Here is a 26,992-nt window from a genome sequence, read left to right on the forward strand (position 1 = left end):
GTCGGTGGCTTTCCACGCTCGCCCCTTATGCATATCTTCGTGCCTGCTGCCGAGGCGATCTCGGCCTGTACTGTCCTACGCCGCTTCTCCGGTGACGGTCCCGCCCGTTTGAAGGCATGCGACACAGCGTGTCGATCGAATTCGTGTGCGTCACGCACGGCGGCGATGCAATCGAGTTGCCGCATTAGCAGCCGTAACCGCAGCCAATGGGGTAGTCCGCGAACATCTTCGGCTTGCAGCGGCTGAAGGTGGATTTGCAGAATGAAATCATCCGTGTTGCCGAAGCACTGGTCCGCGGCGAGCACAAGGATCGGACCAAGACAGCGGTCGCCCGAACGGTTCTCCTGAACAGCCGGGCCATAGCTGCGTTGACACGTCAGCACTCGTTCACACTGACCGCCAGCGCCGCAATCTTTCATGATCCGCGGTACAACATCCGTTGGGAAGACGAGCGCGCATTCCGGCGAAGTTTCTGAGCGCCGATTCTGAAACGGCTCCGGATGCGCTACCGCCGGCCTACAACATGCGGCATCGCTACGCGACGGCAATGCTGATGGCAGGAATGACTTCAGCCTTTTGCGCGAAACAGCTCGGGCACAGCATCGGGATGTTCCTGACAACGTACGCGAAATGGATGGATGGTGAGCAGAACGCTCTAGAGATGGCGAGGCTCGAATCGACGCTATTGTCCCCGAGTTGTCCCCCGCAAAGCAAAACAGGCGCCTAAGCGCCTGTTTTGTTAATGCATTCGGTGGGGTGGCTGATGGGACTCGAACCCACGACAACAGGAATCACAATCCTGGACTCTACCAACTGAGCTACAGCCACCACTGTTACTGCTTTGTTTCTTCGCTGGTTCGTGTTCAGCAGCGAAGAACAAGATTATACGAAGACTTTTCCATCTTGCAAAGCATTTTTTTCAAAATTTTCGAGAGCGTCGTTCAGATGCGTGCGCGCCTCGTCGAACACGGCCAGATCGCCGCGCGCGAGCTTCTTGTTGTCCGACAGCACGCGACGCCAGCCGCGTGCACCCGCGACGCCGCGATACAGCCCGAGTGCGTGCCGGACGATCGCGCCGAGATACGTGCCGCGCTTCAGTTCCGCCGCACAGTATTCGATCAGTTTCGCCTCGGCCTCCTCGCGCGTCGGCAACGCCGCAGTCGACCCATAGAAGCGCGCATCGACGCCCGCGAGCACGTACGGGTTGTGATATGCCTCGCGGCCGAGCATCACGCCGTCCACATGTTCGAGATGCTGCGCGACTTCGTCGAGCGTCTTGATCCCGCCATTGATCACGATCTCCAGCGACGGGAAATCGCGCTTCAGCTGATACGCATAGTCGTACTTGAGCGGCGGGATCTCGCGGTTCTCCTTCGGAGACAGCCCCTTCAGGATCGCGTTGCGCGCGTGCACGACGAACGTCTCGCAGCCGGCCTCAGCCACCGTGCCGACGAAGTCCCGCACGAACGCATAGTCCTCGACCGCGTCGACCCCGATCCGATGCTTGACCGTGACCGGCACCGACACCACATCGCGCATCGCCTTCACGCAATCGGCAACGAGTTGCGGCTCGTTCATCAGGCACGCGCCGAACGCGCCGCGCTGCACGCGCTCGGACGGACAGCCGCAATTCAGGTTGATCTCGTCATAGCCCCACTGCTCGCCGAGTTTCGCGGCACGCGCGAGATCGTCCCGTTCGCTGCCGCCCAACTGCAGCGCGACCGGCGATTCGTTCGGCGTGAACGCGAGATGCCGCTGGGCGTCGCCGAACAGCAGCGCGCCCGTCGTGATCATTTCCGTATACAGCCACGTGTCGCGCGTCAGCGTGCGATGAAACGACCGGCAATGACGGTCGGTCCAGTCGAGCATGGGCGCCACGGAAACACGGCGGGGAGGAAGCGAGGACGAAGCGGACATGGAATTCGGGGCAGCAAGCGGCGCGGGAAACAACCCGACATTTTACCGCAACGCGACCAGGCCGGCCCGGCAGCCTGACTAGACCGGCCCGCCCTCGCCCAGTTCGGCGTCGACGGCCCGCCGAGCCTCCTCGAGTACGCGCTCGATCACGCGGCGTTCGGTCAGCAGCATCCCGTCGACTTTCACGAGCCGCCAGTCAATCCGCACGGCCGCGCCCTGCAGCACGCGGTAGTGCGCATGCTCGCCGTCCCACACCTGCTCGGTCTTCACTTCGATCTCGTAGCCGCGGTACGGCTCGCTGAAATCGCCGAGATCGCTGCCTCTCGGTTCCATCGCTCGCTCCGTGGCGACGCACGCCGGGCCGCCTCGGCGGCCGGCGCCGTGCGCTCAATCGTATTCGTTAGACAAAACGGATTTGCCGTCGGCGGTCAGGTCGACGCGGTCGGCCGCCGCCTGATAGATCAGCCCTTCGTTCAGCAACGCATAGACGACGTCGTCGAACGCGGCGGGAACCGGCCGGGTGTCGCCGAACTGGTCGATCCACTTCAGCGCCTCGATGGCTTCGGGAGAAAGGATGGGGGTCATGCGTTGGCCTCCGGCGTCGGTGTCGTTCCATCCTAGCACTTCGTCCGGACGGCGAATACCGAGGCAAACGCGCGACGAAAATGCCGGGCGCGACGGATGGCCTGATGGCTCATCCGCGGCGCCCGGCATCGAAGACACGCTCAGAGGCGCGCGATCGACACTTCAGTGGATTTCACGAGCGCGACGACTTCCGCGCCCACCTTCAGTTCAAGTTCGTCGACCGAACGCGTCGTGATCACCGACGTGACGATGCCGAACGGCGTCTCGACGTCGACCTCGGAGACCACGGGCCCGCGAATGATCTCCTTCACCTTGCCTTTGAACTGGTTACGCACGTTGATTGCAGTGATGCTCATCGGGTTGATCGCTCCGAAGAAAAAAGTCTGAGAGCGGGCGGCCGGTGCCGCCCGGATTTAAACGGCCCAGCGAATCTGCCCGACCGGTCGTACGTGATCGACCTCATGTGCCGCGCCCTGCTCGGCGCCACCTTGCCCGCCGGCGAGCACGCGTTGCAGTACGCGATCTTCGAGCGCCGCGAACGCGGCCGATGCGCGTGCACGCGGCCGGTCGAGCGGCACCGGCTGATCGAGAGCGACGCGACCTTGCTCGATCAACAGGATCCGGTCGCCGAGGGCGACGGCTTCCTGCACGTCGTGCGTGACCAGCAGCGCGGTGAACCGGTGCTCGCGCCACAAACGCTCGATCAGCGCATGCATCTCGATACGGGTCAGCGCGTCGAGCGCGCCGAGCGGCTCGTCGAGCAGCAGCAGTTGCGGTCGGTGCACGAGCGCTCGGGCGAGCGCGACGCGCTGCCGCTGGCCGCCCGACAACTGCGCGGGCCAGTCGTTCGCGCGCTCGAGGAGCCCGACTTCGTCGAGCACCGCGCGCGCCCGATCGCGTGCCCCGCGACCCAGGCCCAGCATCACGTTCTGCAGCACGGTCTTCCACGGCAGCAATCGCGCATCCTGGTACATGATTCGCGTGTCGAGCGTGCCCCCCCCCTCGCCGCGCGTCACGAGCGCACCGCTGCTCGGCGCCTCGAGTCCCGCGACGAGGCGCAGCAGCGTGGATTTCCCGCAGCCGCTGCGGCCGACGATCGCGACGAAGCTGCCGCGCGCGATGCCGAGTTCGACGTTGTCGAGCACGGTGCGCGCGCCGAAGCGCTTGCTGACGCCCGACAGCGTCACCGCGTCGTCCTGTATCGGGCCGCCCGTGCGCCGCCGGGCAAGCGGGACGACGGATGCGCCGCCGTCCCGATCGACGATCGCCGCATGACGTGCGTCGTCGTCCGTCACGCGTGCCTGCGCCAGTTCGGCCTCAAGGTCTGCGCCGGCGAGCGGGCCGTAGGCGGCCGCCGAAGTCGTCGCATTCATGCCTTTGCTCCAGATTGATAAGCGGGGTGCCAGCGCAACGTCACGCGCTCGATCCATTTCGCCAACACGTCGGCCAGCTTGCCGAGCACCGCATACAGCAGGATGCCGACCACCACCACATCGGTTTGCAGAAATTCGCGCGCGTTCATCGTCATGTAGCCGATGCCCGACTGCGCGGAGATCGTTTCCGCGACGATCAGCATCACCCACATCAGCCCGAGCGCGAAGCGCACGCCGACGAGAATCGACGGCAATGCGCCGGGCAGGATCACGTCGCGATACAGCGCGAAGCCGCGCACGCCGTAACTCTTCGCCATCTCGATCAGGTTCGCGTCGACCGAGCGGATCCCGTGATACGTGTTGATGTAGACCGGAAAGAACACGCCGAGCGCGACGAGAAACAGCTTCGCCTTCTCGTCGATGCCGAACCACAGGATCACGAGCGGAATCATCGCGAGCGCGGGGATGTTGCGGATCATCTGGATCGTCGAATCAAGCGCGACCTCCGCTGCTTTCGACAAGCCCGTCGCGAGCCCGAGCGCCAGGCCGACGCCGCCGCCGATCGCAAAGCCGAACAGCGCGCGCCAGGTACTGACCTTGACGTTCGCCCACATCTCTCCCGACGTCACGAGCGACCACGCGGCACGCACGACCGCCACAGGCTCGGGCAGCACGCGGGTCGACAGCCAGCCGACGCGCGCGCCGACCTCCCATGCGGCCAGCAGCGCGAGCGGCACGAGCCACGGCGCGATGCCGCGCCAGGCGCGGGCGGCCACGGCCGCGCCGGTCGTCGACGTTTTCGTTGTCATCACATGCCTCCTTCGCTCAGCTCTGGCTCGCTTTCGGCAGGTAGTTGTTGCCGACGATCTCGCCGAACGGACCCGACAGCGGACCGGACGCCCGCGCCGCACCCTTGCCCTTGATCAGCGGGAACACGAGCTCGGCGAAACGGTACGACTCCTCGAGGTGCGGATAGCCGGACAGGATGAACGTCTCGATGCCGAGATCCGCGTATTCGCGCATGCGTTCCGCGACCTGCTCGGGGTTGCCGACGAGCGCGGTACCCGCGCCGCCGCGCACGAGACCGACACCGGCCCACAGGTTGGGATACACCTCGAGCGCCTCACGGCCGCCGCGCTTGCCGCCGTGCAGCGCGGCCATCCGGCGCTGGCCTTCCGAATCCATGTTCGCGAATGCCTTCTGCGCACGCGCGATCGTCTCGTCGTCGAGACGGCTGATCAGGCGCTCGGCATCGCGCCAGGCTTCGTCCTCGGTCTCGCGCACGATCACGTGCAGGCGGATGCCGAACTTGATCTTGCGGCCGCGCGCCTCGGCGCGGGCGCGAATGTCGGCGATCTTCTTCGCGACGGCCTCGGGCGGCTCGCCCCAGGTCAGATAGGTGTCGATGTGATCGGCGGCGATCGCGTGCGCGGCCGGCGACGATCCGCCGAACCACAACGGCGGATGCGGGCGCTGCACGGGCGGATACAGCGCCTTGCCGCCCTTCGATTGAAGGTGCTTGCCGATGTAGTCGAACCCGCCGTTGTCGTGCGACGCGGACAGCAGCCCGCGCCAGATGTTCAGGAAGTCGTCGGTGATTTCGTAGCGCGTGTCGTGGTCGGCGAACAGTCCGTCGCCTTCGAGCTCGGCGGCATCGCCACCGGTCACGACGTTGATCAGCAGACGCCCGCCCGACAGACGGTCGAACGTCGCGGCCATCCGCGCCGCGAGGCCGGGCGATGCGATGCCGGGACGCACGGCGACCAGGAACTTCAGGCGCTGCGTCGCCGGAATCAGGCTCGACGCGACGACCCACGCATCCTCGCAGGAACGGCCGGTCGGCAGCAGCACGCCTTCATAGCCGAGCGTGTCGGCCGCGACGGCGATCTGCTTGAAATAATCGTAATCCGCGGCGCGCGCGCCTTCAGCGGTGCCGAGGTAACGGCTGTCGCCGTGCGTGGGAATAAACCAGAAAACGTTCATCTGCTGCTCCTGCTTGACTGTTCTTGCCGGAATCTGGACAAAACGAGGCCCTGCTCGCGTCGCGAATGAGCGACGCATGCATGGTGTGCGTTCGAATCGGGATGGCTCGCCGGTCAGGCCGTGCCGCGGGCGAGTACGCGATTGCACGGCTGTTTCTGGGAAATCAGTCTATGGATCGCTGCAGGGCTTTGGAACGATTTTTTTGAGCTTAGGTTTTCCGCTTTCGTGATTAGCACGACGCTCCAGCGAATATCGCGTCGGCCGGGCCCTATAATGACGCACCTATCCGAATAACTTCGCGCGGACGGCCCCGCCGGCCGCGCCTGCAATGCACTCATCGATGCAGAAAGTCATCCTGCCGTTCCTGTCCGGCTTCCTGGCCGCCCTCTTCTTTCGCGAAGCGACGCTCGCGCTCCTGCATACGGCCGACCTGATCGCCGCCGCCGGCTTCTCCACACAACCGTTCGCGCCGCTCGGCATTCCTGAATTTGTTGCGAACGCATTGATCAGCGCGTGCTGCGCAATTCCGATGGCGTGGCTGCTGCGCGTGACGCCGGACCGTGAGGCGCCGTGGATCGGCGCGCTGGTGTTCGGCGGCATCGTGCTGACGGCCGCCCGCGTGTTCGCGATCGATCCGCTGCGCGGGATCTGGCCGTCGGGCAACATGATGCCGGTGCTCGCCGCCGGTTTCGCAGCGAACGCGGTCTGGGGCTTCGGCGCGCTCGTGTTCATGCGCGCGTTCATGTCGGACGACGCCGGCGACGAATAACGCACGTCTTGCCGCGAGGCCCCCGGCCCACTGCCCGCCGAGCCGGATCGGCATCCTCGAATGAAAAGGCCGCCTGCACACAATGCAGGCGGCCTTTTTGCTTTTCGCGTCGAAACCGCGGTGCGTCAGTCCTTCAGATTGCGCAGCGGGTGCGTGTCGGGCGTCCACGGGCTGTCGAACATCGCGAGCACGTCGGCGCGGTCGATATCGGCGATCGACTTGAAGCGCCAGGCCGGCTGATGGTCCTTGTCGACGATCAGCGCGCGCACGCCCTCGATCACGTCGCCGTGCGCGAACGTCGAACGCGTGAGGTCGAGGTCGCGCCGCAGGCAATCGGCCATCGTCGCCCCGCGCGCCCGTTCGACGACTTCGAGCGACACGGCCATCGACAGCGGCGACAGCTGGCTGCGCATCGCATGGGTCGCCTTCTCGACCCATCCGTCGACCGCGGCGCAATCCTGCTCCGCGTCGAGCGATGCGAGGATCGCGCCGATATCGGCTCGCGCGAAATGACGATCGATCCCGGCGCGCGCGTCGGCCAGCGCCGACGTGTCGGGCGTCGGCACGACCTTGTGCGACGCGGCCGCGTCGGCCACGCACGCGACGGCCTGCGCACCGCTGTCGATGCGCGCGCTGCGCAGCGTATCGAACAGCGCCGGCAGCGCGGCATCGGGCAGGTACACGTCGGCGAGCTGTGCATACAGTGCGCCGACCGCGTCGAGCGTCGCGCCGGTCACCGCGAGATAGCGGCCGATTGCACCCGGCGTGCGCGCGAGGAACCAGCCCATCCCGACATCGGGAAACAGGCCGATGCGCGTTTCGGGCATCGCCATCTTCGTCGAGTCGGTGACCACACGCAGGCCGCCCGTATGCCGTGCCGCCTGCGAAATGCCCATGCCGCCACCCATCACGACACCGTGCATCAGCGCAATGTACGGTTTCGGATAGGTGAAGATCGTATGGTTGAGCGTGTATTCCTCGATGAAGAACGTGTCGACCGCATCGCGGTCGCCGCGCTGCCACGCGTCGTGGAAGAAGCGCACGTCGCCGCCCGCGCAGAACGCGCGAGGATGCGGGCTGTGCACGACGACGGCGACCACGTCGGCGTCGTCGCGCCATGCATCGAGCGCCTGCTGCATCAGCCGGATCATCCCCACCGACAGCGCATTCAGCGCCTTCGGCCGATTCAGTTCGAGATAGCCGATGCGGTGCGCGACATACGCGCGAACGTCGGGGTAGGCGGAATCCGCGGAAGCGGAAGTGGAATCGGTCATGTGAGCCATCCGGCGTATCGCGGGCGCACGCTCAGTGCGCCTGCATCTTCGAGAACAGGTTCAGCACCACGACGCCCGAGATGATCAGCCCGAGGCCGATCACGGCCGGCAGATCCGGCACCTGGCGATAGAGCAGCATCGCGACGAGCGTGATCAGCACGATGCCGGCACCCGACCACACGGCATAGATGATGCCGACGGGCATCGTGCGCAACGTGAGGGACAGACAGTAGAACGCGATGCCGTAACCGGCCACGACGAGCGCCGACGGCCAGAAACGCGTGAAGCCGTCCGCCGCGCGCAGCGCGGACGTGCCGACCACTTCCGCGACGATCGCGATCGCGAGCCATGCGTAACCCGGAAGCTGCATCGCTCAGCTCCTTGCAAGTGCCAGCACGGCATAGTTCTGCCCAAGCTCGGCGCACAGCGCTTCGACGACGAACTCGTGATCCGCGCGCTGCGGCAGGCCCGATGCGGTGATCGATCCGATCACGCCGGCCCCCGCGACGGTCAGCGGAAACGCGCCGCCGTGCGGCGAATATTCCGAGATCGGCAGTCCGTGCTTGTCGGCGAGCGTCGCGCCGGCCTGCTGCATGCGCAGGCCGATCGCATACGAGCTGCGGCGGAAATGCGCGACGACGTTGCGCTTGCGGCGCACCCAGTCGGTGTTGTCGGGCGTCGCACCGGCGAGGGCCGCATAGAACAGCGGCTGGCCGAACGTGACGATGTCGATCGCGATCGCATGGCCGCGCGACGTCGCGAGCGCATGCATCCGGTTGCCGAGCGCCCAGGCACGAGCCGGGTCGAAATGGGGAAACACGAGCGCCTGTTCCTGCGCGCCGATCGATTGCAGATCGTGAGCGATGTCCATGAATCCGTCGATGCAGTAGTGAATGTTGCAACGGCACCGACGCAATTCGCGCGCGACTCCGCTGCAGGAATGAACGACACAAGCAAACCGCTCGATTCTAGCTCACGCGCCTGCCGTACCGGCCCTGCAAGCGCCCCGCCGGCGATTGCGACGCGATTGTCAGAAAGTGCTTGCAAGCATTCTGGTTAGTCCATATAATTCATTTCTTCGACGGACGCGGGGTGGAGCAGTCTGGCAGCTCGTCGGGCTCATAACCCGAAGGTCGTAGGTTCAAATCCTACCCCCGCAACCAACGTCCCGATTCATGCAAAAAGCCCGGCCCAACGCCGGGCTTTTTGTTTTCGGTGCCCGATTCCGCGCATCGCACGTTGCGCTACGCGCCGCACGCCGCACGCATGCGCGCGCGTTCAAGAATGCCCCGCCCCGGTGATACACTCGCATCACCTCGTCCCTTCCACTCGACATGAAATTCTGCTCCGTCTGCGGTCACGAAGTCATCGCGCGCATTCCTCAGGGCGACAACCGTGAGCGCTTCGTCTGCGATCACTGCGGCACGATCCATTACCAGAATCCGCGTAACGTGGTCGGCACGGTGCCGGTCTGGGGCGATCAGGTGCTGCTGTGCCGCCGCGCGATCGAACCGCGCTACGGTTTCTGGACGCTGCCGGCGGGCTTCATGGAGATGGGCGAGACGACGGCCGAGGCCGCCGCGCGCGAGACGCTCGAGGAGGCCGGCGCACGCGTCGAGGTGCAGAACCTGTTCACGCTGCTGAACGTGCCGCACGTGCATCAGGTCCACCTGTTCTATCTGGCACGGCTCACCGATCCGGCTTACGAGGCCGGCGAGGAAAGCCTTGAAGTCAAGCTGTTCGACGAAGCCGACATTCCTTGGGACGAAATCGCGTTCCCGACCGTCAGCCAGACGCTGCGCTTCTTTTTCGCCGATCGCGCCGCCGGCGACTACGGCGTCCATACCGGCGATATCTTCCGCTCGCTGCGCAACGGCTGAGCCCGCGCCCCATGGTCCCCTGGCTCGGCCCGGACGATCCGTTTCCGCCCATCGAACGCGCGCTCGGTCCGGCGACCGGCGCGCCGGGGCTGCTCGCCGCGAGCGCCGACCTGCTGCCGTCGCGACTGATCGAGGCCTACCTGCGCGGCATCTTCCCGTGGTATTCGGACGGTCAACCCGTGCTGTGGTGGAGCCCCGACCCGCGGATGGTCCTCGTGCCAGCCGAATTCAAGGTGTCCCCGTCGCTGCGCAAGACGCTCCGGCGCGTGCTGCGCGACCCCGCATGGGAAGTGCGCGTCGACCACGACTTTCCGGGCGTGATGCGCGCGTGCGCGCAGGCACCCCGTCGCGGGCAGCGCGGCACCTGGATCACGGCCGAAATCATCGACGCGTATACGTCGCTCTATCGTTCCGGCAACGCGCACAGCATCGAGACGTGGCATGACGGGCGCCGCGTCGGCGGCCTCTACGGCGTCGCGTTCGGACGAATGTTTTTCGGCGAATCGATGTACGCGGATGCCACCGATGCGTCGAAGATCGCACTGGCGACGCTCGTCGCCCATCTTCGCGAGCAGGGGCTGGAGATGATAGACTGCCAGCAGAATACGTCGCATCTAGCGTCGCTCGGCGGCCGCGAGATCGCACGCAAGGCCTTTGTCGCTCACGTGCGCCGCGCGGTAGCCGAACCGCCGATTCCGTGGCAGTTCGACAAGCGCGCGCTCGCCGCGCTGACGGGCCCTGCAGAACCGGCCGCCCCCTCCGGGATCGAGCGCTAGCGCGGCACTCCCTCCCTGCATCGAGAGCTGCCCATGACTCACCCGACTGAGCTGCCGCTTTCACCGCTTTCGGCGCTGCAATTCTATGCAACGGCGCCCTATCCGTGCAGCTATCTGGACGGCCGCGTCGCGCGCTCGCAAGTCGCGACGCCGAGCCACCTGATCAATTCCGACATCTATACCGAACTCGTGAAGGCCGGCTTCCGGCGCTCGGGAGTGTTCACCTATCGTCCATACTGCGACGGCTGCCGAGCCTGCGTGCCGGTGCGCGTGCCGGTCGGCGCGTTCACGCCGTCGCGCACGCAACGCCGGATGTGGAAGCGGCACCGCGCGCTCGTCGCGACGGTCTCGCCGCTGCACTACGACGAGGAGCACTACGCGCTCTACATGCGCTACCAGTCGGCGCGCCACGCGGGCGGCGGCATGGACCGCGACAGCCGCGACCAGTACGAGCAGTTCCTGCTGCAGAGCCGGATCAATTCGCGCCTCGTCGAATTCCGCGATCTCGACGCGCCGGGCGGCGAGCCCGGCAAGCTGCGCATGGTCAGCATGATCGACATCCTCGGCGACGGGCTGTCGTCGGTCTACACGTTCTTCGAGCCGGACGAGCAGCACACGAGCTACGGCACGTACAACATCCTGTGGCAGATCGAGCAGGCGAAAAGCCTCGGCCTGCCGTACGTGTATCTCGGCTACTGGATCCGCGAGAGCCCGAAGATGGCCTACAAGGCAAACTTCCATCCGCTGGAAGGGTTGCTCGACGGCCGCTGGAAAGTACTCGATCCGGATCGGATCGACCTGCCGCCGGTCGACGCGGCACTCGCCCGCGCACCGCTGCCCGGCGGACATTCCGGGTCGGGCTGACATGAACGTCACCGGCGCGGTTGCTCGCGAGCGGCGAGCGTCCGTCCCGGTCATGAAGCAGCTGACGCACGGCGCGGCAACCGTCGCCGCGGGCCGCTGCGAAGCGAAGCCCGCCCGTGCGGCGCAACTCCCGGTAAAATAGCGGGTTGTCATTCATTCCGGCTGTCCGCCCAATTCTCGTGTTCAGTTCCCTCTATCCGCTGGCCCGCGCATCCCTGTTCAAGATGGATGCGGAAGACGCTCACCACCTCACGCTGCGCGCGCTCGGCGCGGCCGGCCGCACGGGCCTCGCCTGCGCGCTGTCGTCCCGCGTGCCCGATGCGCCGCGCACCGTGATGGGGCTCACGTTCCGCAATCCGGTCGGCCTCGCCGCCGGCCTCGACAAGGACGGCGCGGCCATCGACGGCCTCGCGGCGCTCGGCTTCGGCTTCATCGAGGTCGGCACGGTCACGCCGCGCCCGCAGCCGGGCAACCCGCGCCCGCGGATGTTCCGTCTGCCGCAGGCGGAAGCGCTGATCAACCGGATGGGCTTCAACAACCACGGCGTCGACCAGTTCGTGAAGAACGTCCAAGCGGCCCGCTATCGCGGCATCCTCGGCCTGAACATCGGCAAGAATGCCGACACGCCGATCGAACGCGCGGCGGAAGACTATCTCTACTGCCTCGAGCGTGTGTATCCGTTCGCGAGCTACGTGACGATCAATATTTCGTCGCCGAACACGAAGAACCTGCGCCAGTTGCAGGGCGCGGGCGAGCTCGATGCGCTGCTCGCCGCGCTGAAGGACAAGCAGCAGCGCCTCGCCGACCTGCACGGCAAGCTCGTGCCGCTCGCACTGAAGATCGCGCCCGATCTCGACGACGAGCAGGTCAAGGAAATCGCCGACACGCTGCTGCGCCACAAGATCGAAGCGGTCATCGCCACCAACACGACGTTGTCGCGCGCAGCCGTGCAGGGCCTGCCGCACGCCGACGAGGCCGGCGGCCTGTCCGGCCGCCCGGTGTTCGACGCATCGAACGAAGTGATCCGCAAGCTGCATGCCGAAGTCGGCAGCGCGGTGCCGATCATCGGCGTCGGCGGCATCTTCTCGGGCGAGGACGCACGCGCGAAGCTCGCGGCCGGCGCGTCGCTCGTCCAGCTGTACACGGGCTTCATCTATCGCGGCCCCGCGCTCGTCGCCGAATGCGTGAAGGCGATCGCACGCGATCGCGCCGCGTAATATAGCCATAAACAAACGATATTTAGCAGCCGATTGTATTTTTGCTATGATCGGCCTCACATTCAGAATCAAGCGCCCCGCTGGGGCAAGGAAGCCCACACGATGGAAATTTCGCTGCTGAAGAAGCTGCTGGTCGCCGGCCTGATCGGCACGTCGTTCGCTGCCGCCACCGCGCATGCGGCCGACCTCCTCGACCAGGTGAAGCAACGCGGCACGCTGCGCGTCGGCCTCGAAGGTACGTTCCCGCCGTTCAACTCGAAGAACCCGCAAGGCGAACTCGTCGGCTTCGACGTCGACATCGCAAAGGCCGTCGCCGCGAAGCTCGGCGTGAAGGCCGAGTTCGTCACGACCGAATGGAGCGGCATCATCGCGGGCCTGCAGGCCGGCAAGTTCGACGTGATCGCCAACCAGGTCGGCATCACCGACAAGCGCAAGGAAACGCTCGACTTCTCGCCCGCATACACGTATTCGTCCGCGCAGCTGATCCAGCGCACGGACGACACGCGCCAGTTCAAGTCGCTCGAAGACCTGAAGGGCAAGAAGCTCGGCGTCGCGCTCGGCACGAACTACATGGACATGGCGAAGTCGGTGCCCGGCGTCGACGTGAAGACGTACCCGGGCGCGCCCGAGTACCTGCGCGACCTCGCGGCCGGCCGTCTCGACGCAGCACTGAACGACCGCCTGATGCTCGCGTACCTGACGAAGAACTCGCAGCTGCCGCTGCGCCCGGGCGCGAACGTCGGCTCGGCGAACCCGTCGGGCATCCCGTTCAAGAAGGGCAACCCGAAGTTCCAGAAGGCGATCGACGACGCGATGACGCAACTCGCAGCCGACGGCACGTTCACGAAGATCTCGGACAAGTGGTTCGGCATCGACGTGACCAAGCCGATCAAGTAAGCATGCCTCTGTTTCCCGCCTGACGGCGGGCCGGAAAGGGCGGCATCCGAAACGATGCCGCCCTTTGTTTTATCGGTCCGGTTTATGATTGCGCTTTCGCGCACGCATTCGCTTCGTATTCCATGTCGACAACGTCCCTGCTCGTCCAATCGCTGCCAGTGCTCGCCCAGGGTGCCGTGCTGACCGTCAAGTTCGCCGTGCTGTCGATGGTGTTCGGCCTGCTCGGCGCCGTCGTGCTCGCGATGATGGGCATCCGGCAAAGCGAGGCGCTCGAAGGCTTCGAACGCATCTGGGTCAACGCACTCGCGTGGCTCGCACGCGCATACGTGAGCCTGATGCGCGGCACGCCGCTGCTTGTGCAGATCTTCGTCATCTATTACGGGCTGCCGAGCCTCGGCATCTCGCTCGATCCGACGCCCGCCGGTGTGATCGCGCTGTCCGCGAACGTCGCCGCCTACATGTCGGAAAGCATGCGCGGCGCGATCAACGGGATTGCCCGCGGCCAATGGCTGGCCGCATACAGCCTCGGGCTGTCGTGGGGGCAGACGCTGCGCTACGTGATCGGACCGCAGGCATTGCGCATCGCGGTGCCGAGCCTGTCGAACAGCCTGATCAGCCTGATCAAGGACACGTCGCTCGTGTCGGTGATCACCGTGACCGAACTGCTGCGCAGCGCGCAGGAAGTGATCGCGGCGACCTACCAGCCGCTGCCGCTGTACCTGGCCGCCGCCGCTGTCTACTGGGTGCTGTGCCAGATCCTCGAATGGGTCCAGCGCTGGTACGAAAAGCGCCTGTCGCTGCCCGCGCGGCACTGAGCGCGGAATCTCCCGCCGGGCTGCCGTCGCGCGCCCGGCCCCCGCCTTCCCTTCCCGCCTACTCGCCCGAATAGCGCACGCCTAGTGCCGCACGTGCCGCGTCGGTCATCGCGATCATCCGGCGCGAGTGGTCGTGCGTCATGATCGGGCTCTCGAGTTCGCCCGCGCGCAACAAGTCGCAGAAATGCGCGGTCTCGTAGTTCAGGCCGCCGCCGTCGACCGGTGCATCGAGTTCGACCGTGCGCCCGTCCGCATAGCGGATCGTCGCCCGCGCGGGGTTCCACCACTTCTCGTGAATCGTCACGTGCCCGCCTGCGGCGGCGATCAGCGCGTCACCGCGTCCCATCACGTCGAGCCCGCAAAAGAGCTGCGCGATGCCGCCGTTCGCGTGACGGCTGTTCAGGCTCGCGAACACGTCGACACCCGTCGCGCCGATGCGGCCAAGCGTCTGCACGTCGACTGCCGCGCCGAGCCAGTCGACCGCGAGAAACGCTTCGTAGATCCCGATGTCGAGCAGCGCGCCGCCGGCGCGGTCGAGTCGATAGACGGAATGATCGTCCGGCACCGACGACGATGCGCAGCCCGCGCGCACGAGCCGGATTTCGCCGATCGGGTCGTCGTGCAGGTGCGCGCGCAACTGACGATACAGCGGAAAGAACGGCGGCTTCATCGCTTCCATGAAGAGCCGTCCGGCAGCGCGTGCCGCATCCAGCACGGCGTCGAGTTGCGTCGCGTTCAGCGTCGCGGGTTTTTCGCACAGCACGGCCTTGCCGGCGGTGAGCGCCGCTTGCGCGTAGTGCGCGTGACTGTCGTGGAGCGTCGCGATATAGATCGCGTCGATGTCGCTCGCGAGGAGCGCGTCGAGGCTGGCGGCAGGCGTGCCGCCGCAGCTGTCGCTGAAGGCGGTTGCCGCGTCGGCACGGCGTGCCCATACGCCGGCGAGCGTGGCGCCCGGCACGTGAGCGAGGCTTTGCGCGAATCGGCGTGCGATGCTGCCTGCGCCGACGATGCCGAAGCGCACCGGGCGGTTGTCGAGGTCGTTCATCCGGATCTTCCGTGTCGGTCGTATGACGGGGGCCGGCACGCTGCCGGCCGGCCGTCATGATAAACGGCTCGCCGGCGCACGGATAAGCGACGCGCGCCGATTCAGGCGCGCACAGGCACGTCGACGGAGAAATCGCGCGAAATCTCGTCGGCGCTGAAATCGATCAGCGCCAGCGATGCCGCTTCGGCTTCGCGCGGATCGCGGCGTTCGATCGCGTCGACGACGCGCGCATGCGCCTTCACCGCGACGTCGTGCGCACCGTCCTTCTGCGCGACGCGCGGATTCACGAGACGCACCGCACCGCGCACGATGGCCGCCATCTGCTGGAAGAACTGGTTGCCGCTCGCCTGAACGATCCGCGTGTGCAGCAGCTCGTCCGCCGTGTCGTATCCGGGGTCGCCCGGTTGCAACACCTTGAACGCTTCGAATGCCTCGCGAATGCCCGCGATGTCGACCGCCGTCGCACGAACGGCCGCCTGCGCGGTCGCGCGCGGTTCGATCAGCATCCGGAATTCGATGACGTCGCGCATGAACTGCGGATCCGGCTTCGCACGAAACCGCCAGCTCACCACGTCTTCATCGATCATGCGCCAGTCGCGCATCGGTCGAACGCGCGTACCGACTTTCGGACGCACGTCGAGCATGTCGCGCGCAAGCAACATCGACAATGCTTCACGCATCACCGTACGGCTCACGTCGAACTCTTTCGACAGCACGTCCTGCGGCGGCAAAATGCCGCCGTACTTGTCTTCGACGATACCCGCGACAAGCCCATCCATCACTTTGGCGACCAGTGACCGGTCTTTGCCCTGCTCCATGACACCTCCCCGTGCGTCGATTTGCGAACACCTGCTCCGCAGTTCCGCCGGCCCTGGTTACGACTGTTCTTATGATCTATAAGTTGATGAGTTCGGGGATATTTCGCTATCTGGTAAACACCTGACAGGGTTATCCCTCTTTTTGACGTGGTGATTTATAAGGCTTCAAAAAAAGCCCGGGAAGCGCGCTGCGCTTGCCGGGCCGGGCTTTCGGTCGAATTTAAACATGCAATCCATTACGGCATCCTGACGCCATTACGGACTGCTTCTCATTCAGTTTCGATTAATCGGGATAAACGATCGTCTCAACGCCGTTTGCCGTGCCGAGCAGACACAGATTCGCGCCGCGCTCGGCGAACAGGCCAACCGTCACGACGCCCGGCCATGCGTTCACCTGCGCTTCGAAACCGCGCGGATCGGCGATCTGCAGCCCCTTCACGTCGATGATTTCGTTGCCGTTGTCGGTGATGTACGGCGTGCCGTCCTTCGTCACGCGCAGCACCGGCACGCCGCCCAGCGCGGTCAGGCGCCGGCCGATCGCCGTGCGCGCCATCGGCACGACTTCGATCGGCAGCGGGAATGCGCCGAGCACCGGCACGCGCTTGCTGCCATCCGCGATGCAGACGAACGTATCGGCCACCGACGCGACGATCTTCTCGCGCGTCAGCGCACCGCCGCCGCCCTTGATCATCGCGCCGCTTGCGTCGATCTCATCGGCACCGTCGACGTACACCTGCAGCGATTCGACCTCGTTCAGGTCGAACACCTTGATGCCGTGGGACTTGAGGCGTTCGGTCGTCGCGATGGAGCTCGACACGGCGCCGCGGTAGCGCGATTTGACGGCCGCGAGCGCGTCGATGAAGCAGTTCGCGGTCGAGCCGGTGCCGACGCCGATCACGGCGCCTTCCGGCACGTTCTGGATCACATAATCGGCGGCTGCCTGGCCGACCAGGCGTTTGAGTTCGTCTTGAGTCATGGGGTGGGAATACAGCGGGATTGCGGAAAACCGGCAGTTTACCGGACTCGGATGACGACCCGGGCTTTTTCGGCGCGTATTGCGGCGCCTCGCGCGCCGATCGATCGTCAGGGCGCGCCGGTTACGGCACCGTCCTCGGCCGGCGGCGTGCCGGGAAAATACTTGTCGAGCAACGCTTGCGCGATCGCATCGGTCCCAGCGTCCGGGTTGCCCGCATAGTCGGATGGCCGGAAATGCATCTGAAACGCCGCGAATACGCGTTGCGTGCGCGCGTCGAGCACGCCGTCGGTCGGCACGTCATAGCCGTAGCGTGCAAGTTTCAGCTGCAATTCCCGCACGTCGACGAGCGCGTGCGGATCGCGGCCGCCCAGTCGCGCGGCCACGGTCGCATCGTCCGGCCACGCGCCGACGCCGGCTTGCGCGAGCGCATGCCACGGGAACAGCGGCCCCGGATCGATCTTGCGTTGTGGCGCGATGTCGCTGTGCCCGACCACGCGCGTCGGCGGAATTCCGTAGCGCGCGACGATGTCCTTCGACAGGCGGATCAGCGCATCGACCTGTTCGGGCGGATACGGCTGCCACGTGCGGTTTTGCGGATCGAGCGGGCCGCGATTCACGTTCTCGATGCCGATCGACGCCGCATTGAGCTCGGTCGTGCCCTGCCATTCGCTGATACCCGCATGCCATGCGCGTTTCGATTCGGGAACGAGCTGGTAGACGACCGGCATCCCGTGTTCGATGCGTGGTTGCGGCGGCACGACGTAATGCGCGCTGACCGAGTCGCCCGTCAGCGTGCGCAGCGATTTCGCTTCGTCGCTTTCGGTGTAATGCATCACGAGAAAGCGGATCCGCGAATCGGCGCCGCGCGCTTGCAGGCTCGTATCGGCGTAGTAGGTGCCGCGCCCGACCAGCGACGGCGATGTGCAGGCGGCCAGCAGGCCGAGGATGGCGCACGATGCGCCGAGGCGAAACAGGGTCATGGTCCGCGAGTTCCGGGAGCCGCGTGCCGCGCGCAATCGCGGCACGCGTCGTTCGGGTCGTGACGGCCCGCGCATCGCGCGAGGCCGCGTGCGTCAGCCCGTGTCAGCCCTTCACGCGCCGCTGCCGCACCGCTTCGTACAGGCACACACCGCTCGCCACCGACACGTTCAGGCTTTCGACGCTGCCGGCCATCGGGATGCTCATCACTTCGTCGCAGGTGTCGCGCGTGAGCCGGCGCATGCCTTCGCCCTCCGCACCCATGACGATGGCGACGGGGCCGTCGAGCTTCGTGTCGTACAGCGTCCCCGGCGCCTCGTCCGACGTGCCGATGATCCACACACCTGCCTCCTTCAGCTCGCGCAGCGCGCGGGCGAGGTTCGTCACAGTGATGTACGGCACCGTGTCGGCCGCGCCGCTCGCGACCTTCGCCGCGGTCGCGTTCAGGCCGACCGCGCGGTCACGCGGCGCGATCACCGCATGCGCGCCGGCCGAATCGGCGACGCGCAGGCATGCGCCGAGGTTGTGCGGATCGGTGACGCCGTCGAGCACCAGCAGCAGCGCCGGGCCCTGGATGCCGTCGAGCAGCTCGGACAGGTTCTGCGCGAGCGGAACGTCCTCGACGCGCGCGACGACGCCCTGGTGGCGCTCGGTATGCGCGAGGCCCCACAGGCGGGTTTCGTCGGCTGCGATCAGCCGCACGCCCGCTTCCTTCGCGGTGTGCAGGAAGTCCTGCATGCGGCGGTCGCGGCGCGTCTGGTCGTACAGCACCTCCGCAACCGTCGACGCATCGTGCCGCAAACGTGCGGTCACCGCGTGAAAACCGTAAAGAACCTTCAGACGTGACATGACTGGAACAACCTTCGATCAAACGTGCGGCCGCGCGATGGGCGCAGCCGCGATTCATGGAAAAGGAAAGCGCCGCGTTGCCGGCCGGTGACCGGTAGAACGCGGCGTCTCTCGATACTGCAGGGACGTGCGCATGCACCGCCCCGAACGCTCAATACTTCTTGCGGGCGTGTACCTTCTTCGCAGCCGTCTTCGCCGCCACGCCGCCCTTCTTCTTCGCGGCACGCGCGGCACGCGCCTCCTTCACCGCGACGGTCGGCGCGCTCGCCGCCTTCTTGCGACGCGGCGCGGCTTCCTCCACCGGCGGCAACGAGCGCACGCGCGGGCCACCGCGATCGTTACCGTTACCGGCGACAGCCGGCGCCGGTACCGTACGCGGCGCCTTCACCGGCGTGTCGCGCACGAGGCGGAAATCGATCTTGCGCGCGTCGAGATCGACGCGGCTCACCTGCACGCGCACACGATCGGAGAGGCGATAGCGGATGCCCGTACGCTCGCCGCGCAGCTCGTTCTTGATCTCGTCGTACTGGAAGTAGTCCGAGCCGAGTTCCGTGACGTGCACGAGCCCTTCGATGAACAGCGTATCGAGCTGCACGAAGATGCCGAACGACGTGACGCCGTTCACCATCCCGCCGTACTCCTCGCCGAGCTTGTCGCGCATGAAGTAGCACTTGAGCCAGGCCTCGACGTCGCGCGACGCTTCGTCGGCACGGCGCTCGTTCGCCGAGCAGTGCAGGCCGAGTTCTTCCCAGATCGCGGTGTTCGATCGCGAACGGCCGCGCGCTTCGTCGTCGGCCTGTTGCATCGCGCGGGCGCGCGGCGACAGCGCGGTGTTCAGCTCGAAACCTTCCGGTGCCTTCGGCACGTACTTCTTGCCCGACAGGATCGAGTAGATCGCGCGGTGCGTGAGCAGGTCGGGATAGCGGCGGATCGGGCTCGTGAAGTGCGCGTACGCCTCATACGCGAGACCGAAGTGACCGATGTTGTCCGGACTGTAGACGGCCTGCTGCATCGAGCGCAGCAGCATCGGCTGCAGCATCTGCGCGTCGGGCCGGTCGCGGATCTGCGCCATCAGCGCGGCGTAGTCGCTCGCATGCGGCTTGTCGCCGCCGCCGAGCGACAGGCCCATGCCGCGCAGGAACGCGCGCAGGTTCTCGAGCTTCTCCGGCGTCGGGCCTGCGTGCACGCGATACAGGCCCGGGTGCTTGTTGCGCTTCAGGAAGTCGGCCGCGCAGACGTTCGCGGCCAGCATGCATTCCTCGATCAGCTTGTGCGCATCGTTGCGCTGACGCGGCACGATCTGTTCGATCTTGCCCTGCGAGTTGCAGACGATGTACGTCTCGGTCGTGTCGAAATCGATCGCGCCGCGCTTCTGGCGGGCGGCGAACAGCGCCTTGTAGACGCCGTACAGATCCTGCAGGTGCGGCAGCAGGTCCGCGCGGCGCGCGGCCTCCGGCCCCTTCGTGTTCGACAGCACGGCGGCGACTTCGGTGTACGTCAAGCGCGCCGCCGAATGGATCACGGCCGGGTAGAACTGATACGCCTTGATCTCGCCGCGCGCCGTAATCACCATGTCGCACGCGAGCACGCAGCGGTCGACCTGCGGATTCAGCGAGCACAGCCCGTTCGACAGCTTCTCCGGCAGCATCGGGATCACGCGGCGCGGGAAATAGACCGACGTGCTGCGTTCCAGTGCGTCGGCATCGAGGCCGTTGCCCGGCTGCACGTAGTGCGACACGTCGGCGATCGCGACGATCAGGCGGTAGCCGTCGCCGCGACCGACCTTGGTCGGCTCGCAGTAGACGGCATCGTCGAAGTCGCGGGCGTCCTCGCCGTCGATCGTCACGAGCGGCACGTCGCGCAGATCGACGCGGAACCGCAGGTCGGCCGGCCGCACCTTGTCGGGCAGCGCGGTGGCTTCATCGAGCGCCGGCTGGCTGAACTCATGCGGCACGCCGTACTTGCGCACCGCGATCTCGATTTCCATGCCCGGATCGTCGATGTCGCCGAGCACTTCGACGACACGGCCAAGCGGTTGCGAATGGCGGCTCGGGAAATCGGTCAATTCGACGACGACGACCTGCCCGACCTTTGCCTTCTTCACGTTCTGCGTGATCAGGATGTCGTGGCCGATGCGCTTGTCTTCGGGTGCGACGATCAGCGCGCCGTTCTCGTTGAGCAGGCGGCCGATCACGCGCTTGTTCGCGCGCTCGGTGACTTCGACGACATGGCCTTCCGGGCGGCCGCGGCGATCGTAGCCGACGATTCGCGCGAGCACGCGGTCGTTGTGCATGACCTTCTGCATTTCGCCGTTCGGCAGGAACAGGTCGTCCTGGCCGTCGTCGCGGATCACGAACCCGTAGCCGTCGCGATGCCCCTGCACGCGGCCGGCGACGAAATTCGACGGATGGGTAAGCTGATAGTGGCCGCGCTTGTCGAGGCGGATCTGGCCGTCGCGTTCCATCGCGGCGACACGCCGGAAGAACCCTTCGCGCTCCTGGCGCTTGATCGACAACGCTTCGGCGATGTCGTTGGCTGCCAGCGGCGCGTCGCTCGTACGCAGCACGCCGAGAATTTCTTCACGGCTCGGAATGGGGTACGGATATTTGCTCAAGGGTTTGTCGATGATTGTTCTCGTTGCGTTGACTGATGGTGCACGGCATCAACATAGAAGTGTCCGTCAGACAGTTCTATAGTGACGGCGGCGGATCATTCTATCACCCGCCTGTGCCGCCAAATGACGCGAATGCCGCGTGCGGGCGCCGCAGCGGCCGGTTTGCGGTGCATCGCAAAAAAGTGTTGACACAATTAATTGGGGCGCTATAATTTCGCTTCTTTGCAGCAAGCAGCTACTGCAAAACGTGCCCAGGTGGCGGAATTGGTAGACGCACTAGGTTCAGGTCCTAGCGGTGGCAACATCGTGGAGGTTCGAGTCCTCTCCTGGGCACCATCTGTTTTTGAAAAGGTCGGCTTTATGCCGGCCTTTTTTCATTTCAAGCCCCGCATTACGCGCGCTGGCCGCGCCATATGCCAGTCACGCCGATCGATAGCAGAATTGATCGGTGATCGATTGCCCTCCCCGTTGGTACGTTAGCCGCCTTGCTTTCAACGAATCCAGCGAGGGACACGATCCATGACGTCGATGCACCCGCCGCACGTTCGCACGCGCGATGCCGTGCGCCGGCATCCCGGCGCACGCCGAGAACTCGCCATCCACGCTGCGCATCGGTCGACACGAATCCCGCCGTGAGGATTCCGTAGTCCCTCAGAACGTCGGTGAGCAGCAGAAGATCGCCGATACGTTTCGCGCAGCAAGTTTGCTGCATACCCGCGTCGACACAGCTGATGCGCTGCGCAGGAATTTCGCGGCAACGCGTGCAAATCCGATCCGCGCGTGACGCCCCGAACATGCGACACGCGAAATTTTTATGGCCGTCGCATAAATTGTATTGACAGGCTTTCAAGACACGCTAAAATAGCGGTCTTCGCATCGCAGTAAGCGAAACGTGCCCAGGTGGCGGAATTGGTAGACGCACTAGGTTCAGGTCCTAGCGGTGGCAACACCGTGGAGGTTCGAGTCCTCTCCTGGGCACCACTTATTTAAGAAAGGCCGGCTTTTAGCCGGCCTTTTTCTTTTTCAGGCTCGGAAGGACGCAAAGCACTGCGCGCTTTGCATGAGGGTTCGAAACGCTGCGCTTGCAAGCGCAGCTCGGGGCGCGCGCCCGTGTTACCAAGCCCCCCCTCCGCTTTCCAGAAACGGACGACCCATCGAGACCCGCCCAGCTGTCGACGTCAGGCACCGTTCCAGCGTTTCGCGGCAATCGCGACACGCTCGCCCAGCACTTCCGCCGTCTTGCGATCGCTCTCGAGAATCGCATCGCCGCCCTCGTCCGCATTTGCCTGCGCCATCGCACCGAGGAACGACCCGAGCCGATTCAGATCGTTGACCGAACCCGCACTGCTGTTGTTGCCGGGCATCAGGCCGAGGCTGACCCACAGCATCTGATGCTGGGCAGCGAAAACCGCCAGTTGTTGCAGCGTCGAGAGCTTGTCGCCGCTTTGCGAAGCCGACACCGTGAAACCGGCCGCCAGCTTGTCACGCCACTTGCCCCAATGCTTCGACGATGCATCCATGAAGCCCTTGAACTGAGCGGACGCACTGCCCATGTACGTCGGCGAGCCAAAGATGATCGCCTTCGCATCGCGCTCCAGGTACTCCCAGTGTTCGTCGATCGCGTCGACGGGGATCAACTTGACCGACGCGCCATCGACTTTCTCGACGCCGCGAGCAACTGCGTCCGCAATAACGGCTGCGTGGCCGTAGCCGCTGTGAAAAACCACTGCAATTTCAGACATGACGAACTCCTTGACGCGGACCGTTCCGCAATAAACGTTACCGTTACGGTAACATAAAAATCGCGATACAAGCGACCCACCCACAGGTGCCGCACGCGTCATTGCGTATCGGCGTTGCGCGATGCACACGGGCAATCGTTGCGATCGCATCCTGTAGCCGCGGGGGCAGCGCGCACGACAGGATGTCGTCGACAATAATTTCTCCGGCGACAAACGTGAATGCGCATTCAGGAAATTTGCTCGATCCTTTCCGGCAGTAATTCCTCGCACCGGCATCGACCGGTCAATCGTTCAGACGCGACGAATCAGGCGCGCCCTTTTTCTCACCGGTCCAAACGATCGCGCAAAAATCTGTTGACACGCCCTTCAGTCACGCTATAATTGCGGTCTTTCGCGATGCAGCAAAGCGAAACGTGCCCAGGTGGCGGAATTGGTAGACGCACTAGGTTCAGGTCCTAGCGGTGGCAACATCGTGGAGGTTCGAGTCCTCTCCTGGGCACCATCTGTTTGTTGAAAAGGTCGGCTTTATGCCGGCCTTTTTTCATTTCCGGCTCCAGGATCTCTGCGGGCGCGCTTGCGCATTCACCGCGGCAGCGCAACTTACCCCAGCCCGCCACTCGCACCGAGTGCCGACTCCACGCCAGCCTCGTGCGCGGAGACAATCACTTCGCCACCCGTGATCCGCCCCCAGCCTTGCCCACCAGCATCGATCCCCCCAGAGGCAAAACCGGGATTTCCCTAGGCTGACACGCCGCCGCTCACGCGGTTAAATAAATCAACGTGATTTATTTAATGCGTCACAACCGACGCGCCCATGGAAGGAGACGCCATGAGAAGCCCGCACATCGGCCAGGGAAGCAACTCGGCCAACGTGCGCCGTTACAACGAGCGCCTGCTGTTGAAGACGCTGCGCCGTGCGGGTAGCGCATCGAAGGCCGATCTCGCCCGTCTCGCGAACATGACGGGCACGGCTGTCGGCAGCATCATCGCGTCGCTCGCCGATGCGAAGCTGATTGCGTTCGCCGGCCGCACCGAAGGCCAGCGCGGCCAGCCGGCATCGCTGATCCGCCTCGATCCGCGCGGCGCGTTCGGCATCGGCGTTCATCTCGACCGGATGCGCATCGAGACGGCGCTCGTCAATTTCGCGGGCGACGTGCTCGGCCGCCGCTCCCACGACACGCTGCTCCCCCCGCCCGCCGACGTGCTCGACATCGTGCGACGCGACATCGATGCGATGCAGGATCTGCTTCCCGCGCATGAGCGCGCGCGCCTGGCGGGCGTCGGCGTCGCGCAACCGTACAACCTCGGCGCATGGATGCGCGAGCTCGGCCTCGCGCCCGACACGTTCCGCGCATGGGAAGACGTCGACTTCGCGAGCGACCTCGGGCGCACGCTGTCGCTGCCCGTGTTCGGCGAAAACGACGGCAACGCGGCCGCGATCGCCGAACTGTTCTACGGGTACGGCCGGCAGTGCGACGACTTCGTCTACCTGTTCATCGGTCCGGCGATCGGCGGCGGCATCGCGATCGACGGCGACTGCTTGCGCGGCGTGACCGGCAATGCCGGCGACATCGCCGTGATTCCCGTCCCGCCGAGCCGGCTGGCCTCCGCGCCGCCGCCGCGCGGCCCGTGGGACATCCTGCTCGCCCGCGCATCGCTGCATGCGCTCGTGCGCCACCTGCGCCATCACGGCGAGACGGTCGAGAACCGTGCCGATCTCGAGGCCTGCATCGCGCGCGGCCTGCCGGCGGTCGACGAATGGATCGACGACTGCGTCGACGCACTCGCCCCGGCATTGCGCGCGGTGCTGTGCGTCGTCGATGCGCCGGTGGTCGTGCTCGATGCCGATACCGACGCCGGCCTGCTCGATGCGCTGACGACCCGCCTGCGCGCGGCGCTCGTCGCCACCGCGCCGGAAGCGCGCGGCACGCCGACGCTCGTGCGCGGCACGTTCGGCGCCGACGCCGGTGCGATCGGCGCCGCGACGCTGCCGATGTTCTTCAACTTCTCCCCGCGGGCCGGCATCCTCAAAGGCGCCCGCACCGAATCGCAGGAGGTCAACCATGTCGCGTTCTGAGTCGCCCCGGCCGCTGCTCGAGATGCGCCGGATCAGCAAGACGTTCCCGGCCGTGCGCGCGCTCGACAACGTCAGCCTGACCGTCTATCCGGGCGAGATCCACTCGCTGATGGGCGAGAACGGCGCGGGCAAATCGACGCTGATGAAGATCCTGTCGGGTGCGTACCGCGCCGACGCCGGCGGCGAAATCCTGATCGACGGCGAGCGCATCGACGTCGACGGCCCGCTTGCCGCGCGCGATGCGGGTGTCGCGGTGATCTACCAGGAGCTGTGCCTCGCACCGAACCTGACGGTGGCGGAAAACATCTACGTCGGCCGCGAACTGCGGCGCGGCAACCGGCGCTGGGGCACCATCGACCGCGCGGCGATGGCGCGCGGCTGCCAGGACGTGCTCACGCGTCTCGGCGCCCCGTTCGGGCCCGACACGCTCGTCGGCACGCTGTCGATCGCCGAGCAGCAACTCGTCGAAATCGCGCGCGCCGTGCACACCCGCGCACGCATCCTCGTGATGGACGAACCGACGACACCGCTGTCGTCGCGCGAGACCGAGCACCTGTTCGGCCTGATCCGCCAGCTGCGCGAGGAAGGTCTCGCGATCATCTACATCAGCCACCGGATGGCCGAGATCTATGAATTGTCCGACCGCGTGTCGGTGCTGCGCGACGGAGCGTACGTCGGCACGCTCGAGCGCGAATCGCTGTCGGCCGAGCGGCTCGTCGCGATGATGGTGGGCCGCGACATCTCCGGCTTCTACAAGAAGGAACATGCGCCGTACGACCCCGGCCACCTGCTGCTGTCGGTACGCGACATCGCCGACGGCGACCGCGTGCGCGGCTGCAGCCTCGACCTGCATGCGGGCGAGGTGCTCGGCATCGCCGGGCTCGTCGGCGCGGGCCGCACCGAGCTCGCGCGGCTGATCTTCGGCGCGGAACCGCGCACGCGCGGCGACGTGAAGCTGGGCGATCGGACGTTCGGCGCGCATTCGCCGCGCGACGCGATCGACGCGGGCCTCGTCTACCTGACGGAAGACCGCAAGCGCCAGGGCCTGTTCCTGGACATGAGCGTGCGCGACAACATCAACATCTCCGTGTGCAACCGCGACGCCCGGCTCGGCGCGCTCGATCTCGCACGCGGCGCCGAACGCGCGCGCGACGCGATCGCCTCGCTGTCGATCCGCGTGCCGAACGCGAACGTGAATGTCGGCGCGCTGTCGGGCGGCAACCAGCAGAAAGTGCTGCTGTCGCGCCTGCTCGAGACGAAGCCGCGCGTGCTGATCCTCGACGAACCGACACGCGGCGTCGACATCGGCGCGAAATCCGAGATCTACCGGATCATCAACGAACTGGCCCGTGCGGGCGTCGGCGTGATCGTGATCTCGAGCGAGCTGCCGGAAATCATCGGTGTCGCCGATCGCGTGCTCGTGATGCGCGAAGGCGAGATCGCCGGCCAACTCGGCGGCCACATGCACACGCCCATCACGCAGGAAGCGATCATCGCGCTCGCCACCGGCTCGCAGGCCGAACTCGCCGACGCGCACTGACCA

At 65.8% G+C, this 26,992-nt stretch carries 27 protein-coding genes and 5 tRNA genes; 14 read left to right on the forward strand and 18 right to left on the reverse strand.

Annotation, left to right across the window (positions count from 1 at the left end):
* The first annotated feature begins 233 nt into the window (after nt 1–233).
* Nucleotides 234–476, forward strand: a complete 243-nt coding sequence (locus WS87_RS10100) for a hypothetical protein (protein WP_236873177.1) — start codon at nt 234–236, stop codon at nt 474–476.
* Between the two features lie 276 nt (nt 477–752).
* Here the strand turns inward: WS87_RS10100 and WS87_RS10110 are convergent.
* From WS87_RS10110 to ssuD, 8 genes are all read right to left on the reverse strand, one after another.
* Nucleotides 753–828: transfer RNA gene (locus WS87_RS10110), tRNA-His, on the reverse strand.
* A gap of 54 nt (nt 829–882) precedes the next feature.
* Complete coding sequence (gene dusA, locus WS87_RS10115; RefSeq protein WP_059818125.1) at nt 883–1,869, reverse strand: tRNA dihydrouridine(20/20a) synthase DusA; 987 nt, start codon at nt 1,867–1,869, stop codon at nt 883–885.
* Between the two features lie 126 nt (nt 1,870–1,995).
* A complete protein-coding gene (locus WS87_RS10120; protein ID WP_059524526.1) occupies nt 1,996–2,250 on the reverse strand; it encodes a hypothetical protein in 255 nt (84 codons plus the stop codon).
* 54 nt (nt 2,251–2,304) lie between these two features.
* Entirely contained in the window at nt 2,305–2,502 is a 198-nt protein-coding gene (locus WS87_RS10125; protein WP_059467585.1) for a hypothetical protein, read from the reverse strand.
* Between the two features lie 140 nt (nt 2,503–2,642).
* Nucleotides 2,643–2,858, reverse strand: coding sequence for a TOBE domain-containing protein (locus WS87_RS10130; RefSeq protein ID WP_006400187.1), 216 nt, complete (start codon nt 2,856–2,858; stop codon nt 2,643–2,645).
* Between the two features lie 57 nt (nt 2,859–2,915).
* Complete coding sequence (locus WS87_RS10135; protein ID WP_059818124.1) at nt 2,916–3,875, reverse strand: ATP-binding cassette domain-containing protein; 960 nt, start codon at nt 3,873–3,875, stop codon at nt 2,916–2,918.
* Nucleotides 3,872–4,684: an aliphatic sulfonate ABC transporter permease SsuC gene (gene ssuC, locus WS87_RS10140; RefSeq protein ID WP_059691777.1), complete on the reverse strand. Its 813-nt coding sequence runs from the start codon at nt 4,682–4,684 to the stop codon at nt 3,872–3,874. The genes WS87_RS10135 and ssuC overlap by 4 nt, the downstream gene beginning before the upstream one ends.
* Before the next feature lie 16 nt (nt 4,685–4,700).
* The gene (ssuD, locus tag WS87_RS10145; RefSeq protein WP_059818122.1) at nt 4,701–5,858 is read right to left on the reverse strand and encodes an FMNH2-dependent alkanesulfonate monooxygenase; all 1,158 of its coding nucleotides are present in this window, start codon (nt 5,856–5,858) and stop codon (nt 4,701–4,703) included.
* Between the two features lie 340 nt (nt 5,859–6,198).
* Here ssuD and WS87_RS10150 point away from each other — a divergent pair, with 340 nt between their 5' ends.
* Nucleotides 6,199–6,627 (forward strand): hypothetical protein, encoded by a 429-nt coding sequence (locus WS87_RS10150; protein WP_059524561.1) that lies wholly within the window; start codon nt 6,199–6,201, stop codon nt 6,625–6,627.
* Between the two features lie 125 nt (nt 6,628–6,752).
* Here the strand turns inward: WS87_RS10150 and WS87_RS10155 are convergent, their stop codons facing one another.
* The 3 genes from WS87_RS10155 to WS87_RS10165 are packed head-to-tail and all read right to left on the reverse strand — an operon-like array spanning nt 6,753 to nt 8,772.
* Nucleotides 6,753–7,901, reverse strand: a complete 1,149-nt coding sequence (locus WS87_RS10155; RefSeq protein ID WP_059818120.1) for an enoyl-CoA hydratase/isomerase family protein — start codon at nt 7,899–7,901, stop codon at nt 6,753–6,755.
* Between the two features lie 31 nt (nt 7,902–7,932).
* Nucleotides 7,933–8,271: a DMT family transporter gene (locus WS87_RS10160; protein WP_034186989.1), complete on the reverse strand. Its 339-nt coding sequence runs from the start codon at nt 8,269–8,271 to the stop codon at nt 7,933–7,935.
* A 3-nt stretch (nt 8,272–8,274) separates the two neighbouring features.
* Nucleotides 8,275–8,772 carry a heme-degrading domain-containing protein gene (locus WS87_RS10165; RefSeq protein ID WP_059818118.1) on the reverse strand — a complete coding sequence of 166 codons (498 nt, stop codon included), beginning with the start codon at nt 8,770–8,772 and terminating at the stop codon, nt 8,275–8,277.
* Nucleotides 8,773–8,987: 215 nt separating this feature from the next.
* On the opposite strand from WS87_RS10165, the gene WS87_RS10170 reads away from it, so the two are divergent.
* The 7 genes from WS87_RS10170 to WS87_RS10200 all read left to right on the forward strand — a co-directional run bounded on the left by WS87_RS10170 (nt 8,988) and on the right by WS87_RS10200 (nt 14,350).
* Nucleotides 8,988–9,064: transfer RNA gene (locus tag WS87_RS10170), tRNA-Met, on the forward strand.
* 171 nt (nt 9,065–9,235) lie between these two features.
* Nucleotides 9,236–9,781 (forward strand): NUDIX hydrolase, encoded by a 546-nt coding sequence (locus WS87_RS10175; protein WP_059532907.1) that lies wholly within the window; start codon nt 9,236–9,238, stop codon nt 9,779–9,781.
* A gap of 11 nt (nt 9,782–9,792) precedes the next feature.
* Nucleotides 9,793–10,557, forward strand: a complete 765-nt coding sequence (aat, locus tag WS87_RS10180) for a leucyl/phenylalanyl-tRNA--protein transferase (RefSeq protein ID WP_059532910.1) — start codon at nt 9,793–9,795, stop codon at nt 10,555–10,557.
* Nucleotides 10,558–10,590: 33 nt separating this feature from the next.
* Nucleotides 10,591–11,421 carry an arginyltransferase gene (locus WS87_RS10185; RefSeq protein WP_059818117.1) on the forward strand — a complete coding sequence of 277 codons (831 nt, stop codon included), beginning with the start codon at nt 10,591–10,593 and terminating at the stop codon, nt 11,419–11,421.
* 179 nt (nt 11,422–11,600) lie between these two features.
* The gene (locus tag WS87_RS10190) at nt 11,601–12,638 is read left to right on the forward strand and encodes a quinone-dependent dihydroorotate dehydrogenase (RefSeq protein ID WP_059532916.1); all 1,038 of its coding nucleotides are present in this window, start codon (nt 11,601–11,603) and stop codon (nt 12,636–12,638) included.
* Nucleotides 12,639–12,740: 102 nt separating this feature from the next.
* Nucleotides 12,741–13,535 carry a cystine ABC transporter substrate-binding protein gene (locus tag WS87_RS10195; protein WP_059818114.1) on the forward strand — a complete coding sequence of 265 codons (795 nt, stop codon included), beginning with the start codon at nt 12,741–12,743 and terminating at the stop codon, nt 13,533–13,535.
* Nucleotides 13,536–13,657: 122 nt separating this feature from the next.
* A complete protein-coding gene (locus tag WS87_RS10200) occupies nt 13,658–14,350 on the forward strand; it encodes an amino acid ABC transporter permease (protein WP_059818112.1) in 693 nt (230 codons plus the stop codon).
* 58 nt (nt 14,351–14,408) lie between these two features.
* Here the strand turns inward: WS87_RS10200 and WS87_RS10205 are convergent, their stop codons facing one another.
* From WS87_RS10205 to rnr, 6 genes are all read right to left on the reverse strand, one after another.
* The gene (locus WS87_RS10205; protein WP_059818111.1) at nt 14,409–15,395 is read right to left on the reverse strand and encodes a Gfo/Idh/MocA family protein; all 987 of its coding nucleotides are present in this window, start codon (nt 15,393–15,395) and stop codon (nt 14,409–14,411) included.
* Between the two features lie 101 nt (nt 15,396–15,496).
* The gene (locus WS87_RS10210; protein ID WP_059691784.1) at nt 15,497–16,213 is read right to left on the reverse strand and encodes a FadR/GntR family transcriptional regulator; all 717 of its coding nucleotides are present in this window, start codon (nt 16,211–16,213) and stop codon (nt 15,497–15,499) included.
* A gap of 283 nt (nt 16,214–16,496) precedes the next feature.
* On the reverse strand, nt 16,497–17,189 hold the full coding sequence (gene rpiA, locus WS87_RS10215; RefSeq protein WP_059818109.1) for a ribose-5-phosphate isomerase RpiA: 693 nt from the start codon (nt 17,187–17,189) through the stop codon (nt 16,497–16,499).
* A gap of 107 nt (nt 17,190–17,296) precedes the next feature.
* Entirely contained in the window at nt 17,297–18,169 is an 873-nt protein-coding gene (locus WS87_RS10220; protein ID WP_059818108.1) for an N-acetylmuramoyl-L-alanine amidase, read from the reverse strand.
* A 103-nt stretch (nt 18,170–18,272) separates the two neighbouring features.
* Nucleotides 18,273–19,016, reverse strand: a complete 744-nt coding sequence (gene rlmB / locus WS87_RS10225; RefSeq protein WP_059818106.1) for a 23S rRNA (guanosine(2251)-2'-O)-methyltransferase RlmB — start codon at nt 19,014–19,016, stop codon at nt 18,273–18,275.
* A 151-nt stretch (nt 19,017–19,167) separates the two neighbouring features.
* Nucleotides 19,168–21,630 (reverse strand): ribonuclease R, encoded by a 2,463-nt coding sequence (rnr, locus tag WS87_RS10230; RefSeq protein ID WP_059818105.1) that lies wholly within the window; start codon nt 21,628–21,630, stop codon nt 19,168–19,170.
* Between the two features lie 249 nt (nt 21,631–21,879).
* On the opposite strand from rnr, the gene WS87_RS10235 reads away from it, so the two are divergent.
* A tRNA-Leu gene (locus WS87_RS10235) sits at nt 21,880–21,966 on the forward strand.
* 558 nt (nt 21,967–22,524) lie between these two features.
* Nucleotides 22,525–22,611, forward strand: a tRNA-Leu gene (locus WS87_RS10245).
* Between the two features lie 197 nt (nt 22,612–22,808).
* On the opposite strand, the gene WS87_RS10250 is transcribed toward WS87_RS10245, so the two are convergent.
* Nucleotides 22,809–23,372, reverse strand: coding sequence for a flavodoxin family protein (locus WS87_RS10250; protein ID WP_059532936.1), 564 nt, complete (start codon nt 23,370–23,372; stop codon nt 22,809–22,811).
* A gap of 415 nt (nt 23,373–23,787) precedes the next feature.
* Between WS87_RS10250 and WS87_RS10255 the strand changes: the two genes are divergently transcribed.
* From WS87_RS10255 to WS87_RS10265, 3 genes are all read left to right on the forward strand, one after another.
* Nucleotides 23,788–23,874: transfer RNA gene (locus tag WS87_RS10255), tRNA-Leu, on the forward strand.
* Between the two features lie 327 nt (nt 23,875–24,201).
* Nucleotides 24,202–25,449: an ROK family protein gene (locus WS87_RS10260; protein WP_059818284.1), complete on the forward strand. Its 1,248-nt coding sequence runs from the start codon at nt 24,202–24,204 to the stop codon at nt 25,447–25,449.
* On the forward strand, nt 25,436–26,989 hold the full coding sequence (locus WS87_RS10265; protein WP_059818103.1) for a sugar ABC transporter ATP-binding protein: 1,554 nt from the start codon (nt 25,436–25,438) through the stop codon (nt 26,987–26,989). The genes WS87_RS10260 and WS87_RS10265 overlap by 14 nt, the downstream gene beginning before the upstream one ends.
* Nucleotides 26,990–26,992 lie beyond the last annotated feature (3 nt).

The sequence above is a fragment of the Burkholderia sp. MSMB0856 genome, assembly GCF_001524645.2.
Taxonomy (GTDB): domain Bacteria; phylum Pseudomonadota; class Gammaproteobacteria; order Burkholderiales; family Burkholderiaceae; genus Burkholderia; species Burkholderia diffusa.

Bases quoted from the DNA above. Each gene is read 5' to 3' on its own strand.
- WS87_RS10165 (WP_059818118.1), bottom strand. From the start codon at position 8,772: ATGGACATCGCTCACGATCTGCAATCGATCGGCGCGCAGGAACAGGCG.
- WS87_RS10220 (WP_059818108.1), bottom strand. From the start codon at position 18,169: ATGACCCTGTTTCGCCTCGGCGCATCGTGCGCCATCCTCGGCCTGCTG.
- rlmB (WP_059818106.1), bottom strand. From the start codon at position 19,016: ATGTCACGTCTGAAGGTTCTTTACGGTTTTCACGCGGTGACCGCACGT.
- dusA (WP_059818125.1), bottom strand. From the start codon at position 1,869: ATGCTCGACTGGACCGACCGTCATTGCCGGTCGTTTCATCGCACGCTG.
- WS87_RS10205 (WP_059818111.1), bottom strand. From the start codon at position 15,395: ATGAACGACCTCGACAACCGCCCGGTGCGCTTCGGCATCGTCGGCGCA.
- WS87_RS10150 (WP_059524561.1), top strand. From the start codon at position 6,199: ATGCAGAAAGTCATCCTGCCGTTCCTGTCCGGCTTCCTGGCCGCCCTC.
- WS87_RS10125 (WP_059467585.1), bottom strand. From the start codon at position 2,502: ATGACCCCCATCCTTTCTCCCGAAGCCATCGAGGCGCTGAAGTGGATC.
- ssuD (WP_059818122.1), bottom strand. From the start codon at position 5,858: ATGAACGTTTTCTGGTTTATTCCCACGCACGGCGACAGCCGTTACCTC.
- WS87_RS10195 (WP_059818114.1), top strand. From the start codon at position 12,741: ATGGAAATTTCGCTGCTGAAGAAGCTGCTGGTCGCCGGCCTGATCGGC.
- aat (WP_059532910.1), top strand. From the start codon at position 9,793: ATGGTCCCCTGGCTCGGCCCGGACGATCCGTTTCCGCCCATCGAACGC.
- rpiA (WP_059818109.1), bottom strand. From the start codon at position 17,189: ATGACTCAAGACGAACTCAAACGCCTGGTCGGCCAGGCAGCCGCCGAT.
- WS87_RS10135 (WP_059818124.1), bottom strand. From the start codon at position 3,875: ATGAATGCGACGACTTCGGCGGCCGCCTACGGCCCGCTCGCCGGCGCA.
- WS87_RS10155 (WP_059818120.1), bottom strand. From the start codon at position 7,901: ATGACCGATTCCACTTCCGCTTCCGCGGATTCCGCCTACCCCGACGTT.
- WS87_RS10130 (WP_006400187.1), bottom strand. From the start codon at position 2,858: ATGAGCATCACTGCAATCAACGTGCGTAACCAGTTCAAAGGCAAGGTG.
- ssuC (WP_059691777.1), bottom strand. From the start codon at position 4,684: ATGACAACGAAAACGTCGACGACCGGCGCGGCCGTGGCCGCCCGCGCC.
- WS87_RS10175 (WP_059532907.1), top strand. From the start codon at position 9,236: ATGAAATTCTGCTCCGTCTGCGGTCACGAAGTCATCGCGCGCATTCCT.
- WS87_RS10210 (WP_059691784.1), bottom strand. From the start codon at position 16,213: ATGGAGCAGGGCAAAGACCGGTCACTGGTCGCCAAAGTGATGGATGGG.
- WS87_RS10250 (WP_059532936.1), bottom strand. From the start codon at position 23,372: ATGTCTGAAATTGCAGTGGTTTTTCACAGCGGCTACGGCCACGCAGCC.
- WS87_RS10260 (WP_059818284.1), top strand. From the start codon at position 24,202: ATGAGAAGCCCGCACATCGGCCAGGGAAGCAACTCGGCCAACGTGCGC.
- WS87_RS10200 (WP_059818112.1), top strand. From the start codon at position 13,658: ATGTCGACAACGTCCCTGCTCGTCCAATCGCTGCCAGTGCTCGCCCAG.
- WS87_RS10185 (WP_059818117.1), top strand. From the start codon at position 10,591: ATGACTCACCCGACTGAGCTGCCGCTTTCACCGCTTTCGGCGCTGCAA.
- WS87_RS10265 (WP_059818103.1), top strand. From the start codon at position 25,436: ATGTCGCGTTCTGAGTCGCCCCGGCCGCTGCTCGAGATGCGCCGGATC.
- WS87_RS10120 (WP_059524526.1), bottom strand. From the start codon at position 2,250: ATGGAACCGAGAGGCAGCGATCTCGGCGATTTCAGCGAGCCGTACCGC.
- WS87_RS10160 (WP_034186989.1), bottom strand. From the start codon at position 8,271: ATGCAGCTTCCGGGTTACGCATGGCTCGCGATCGCGATCGTCGCGGAA.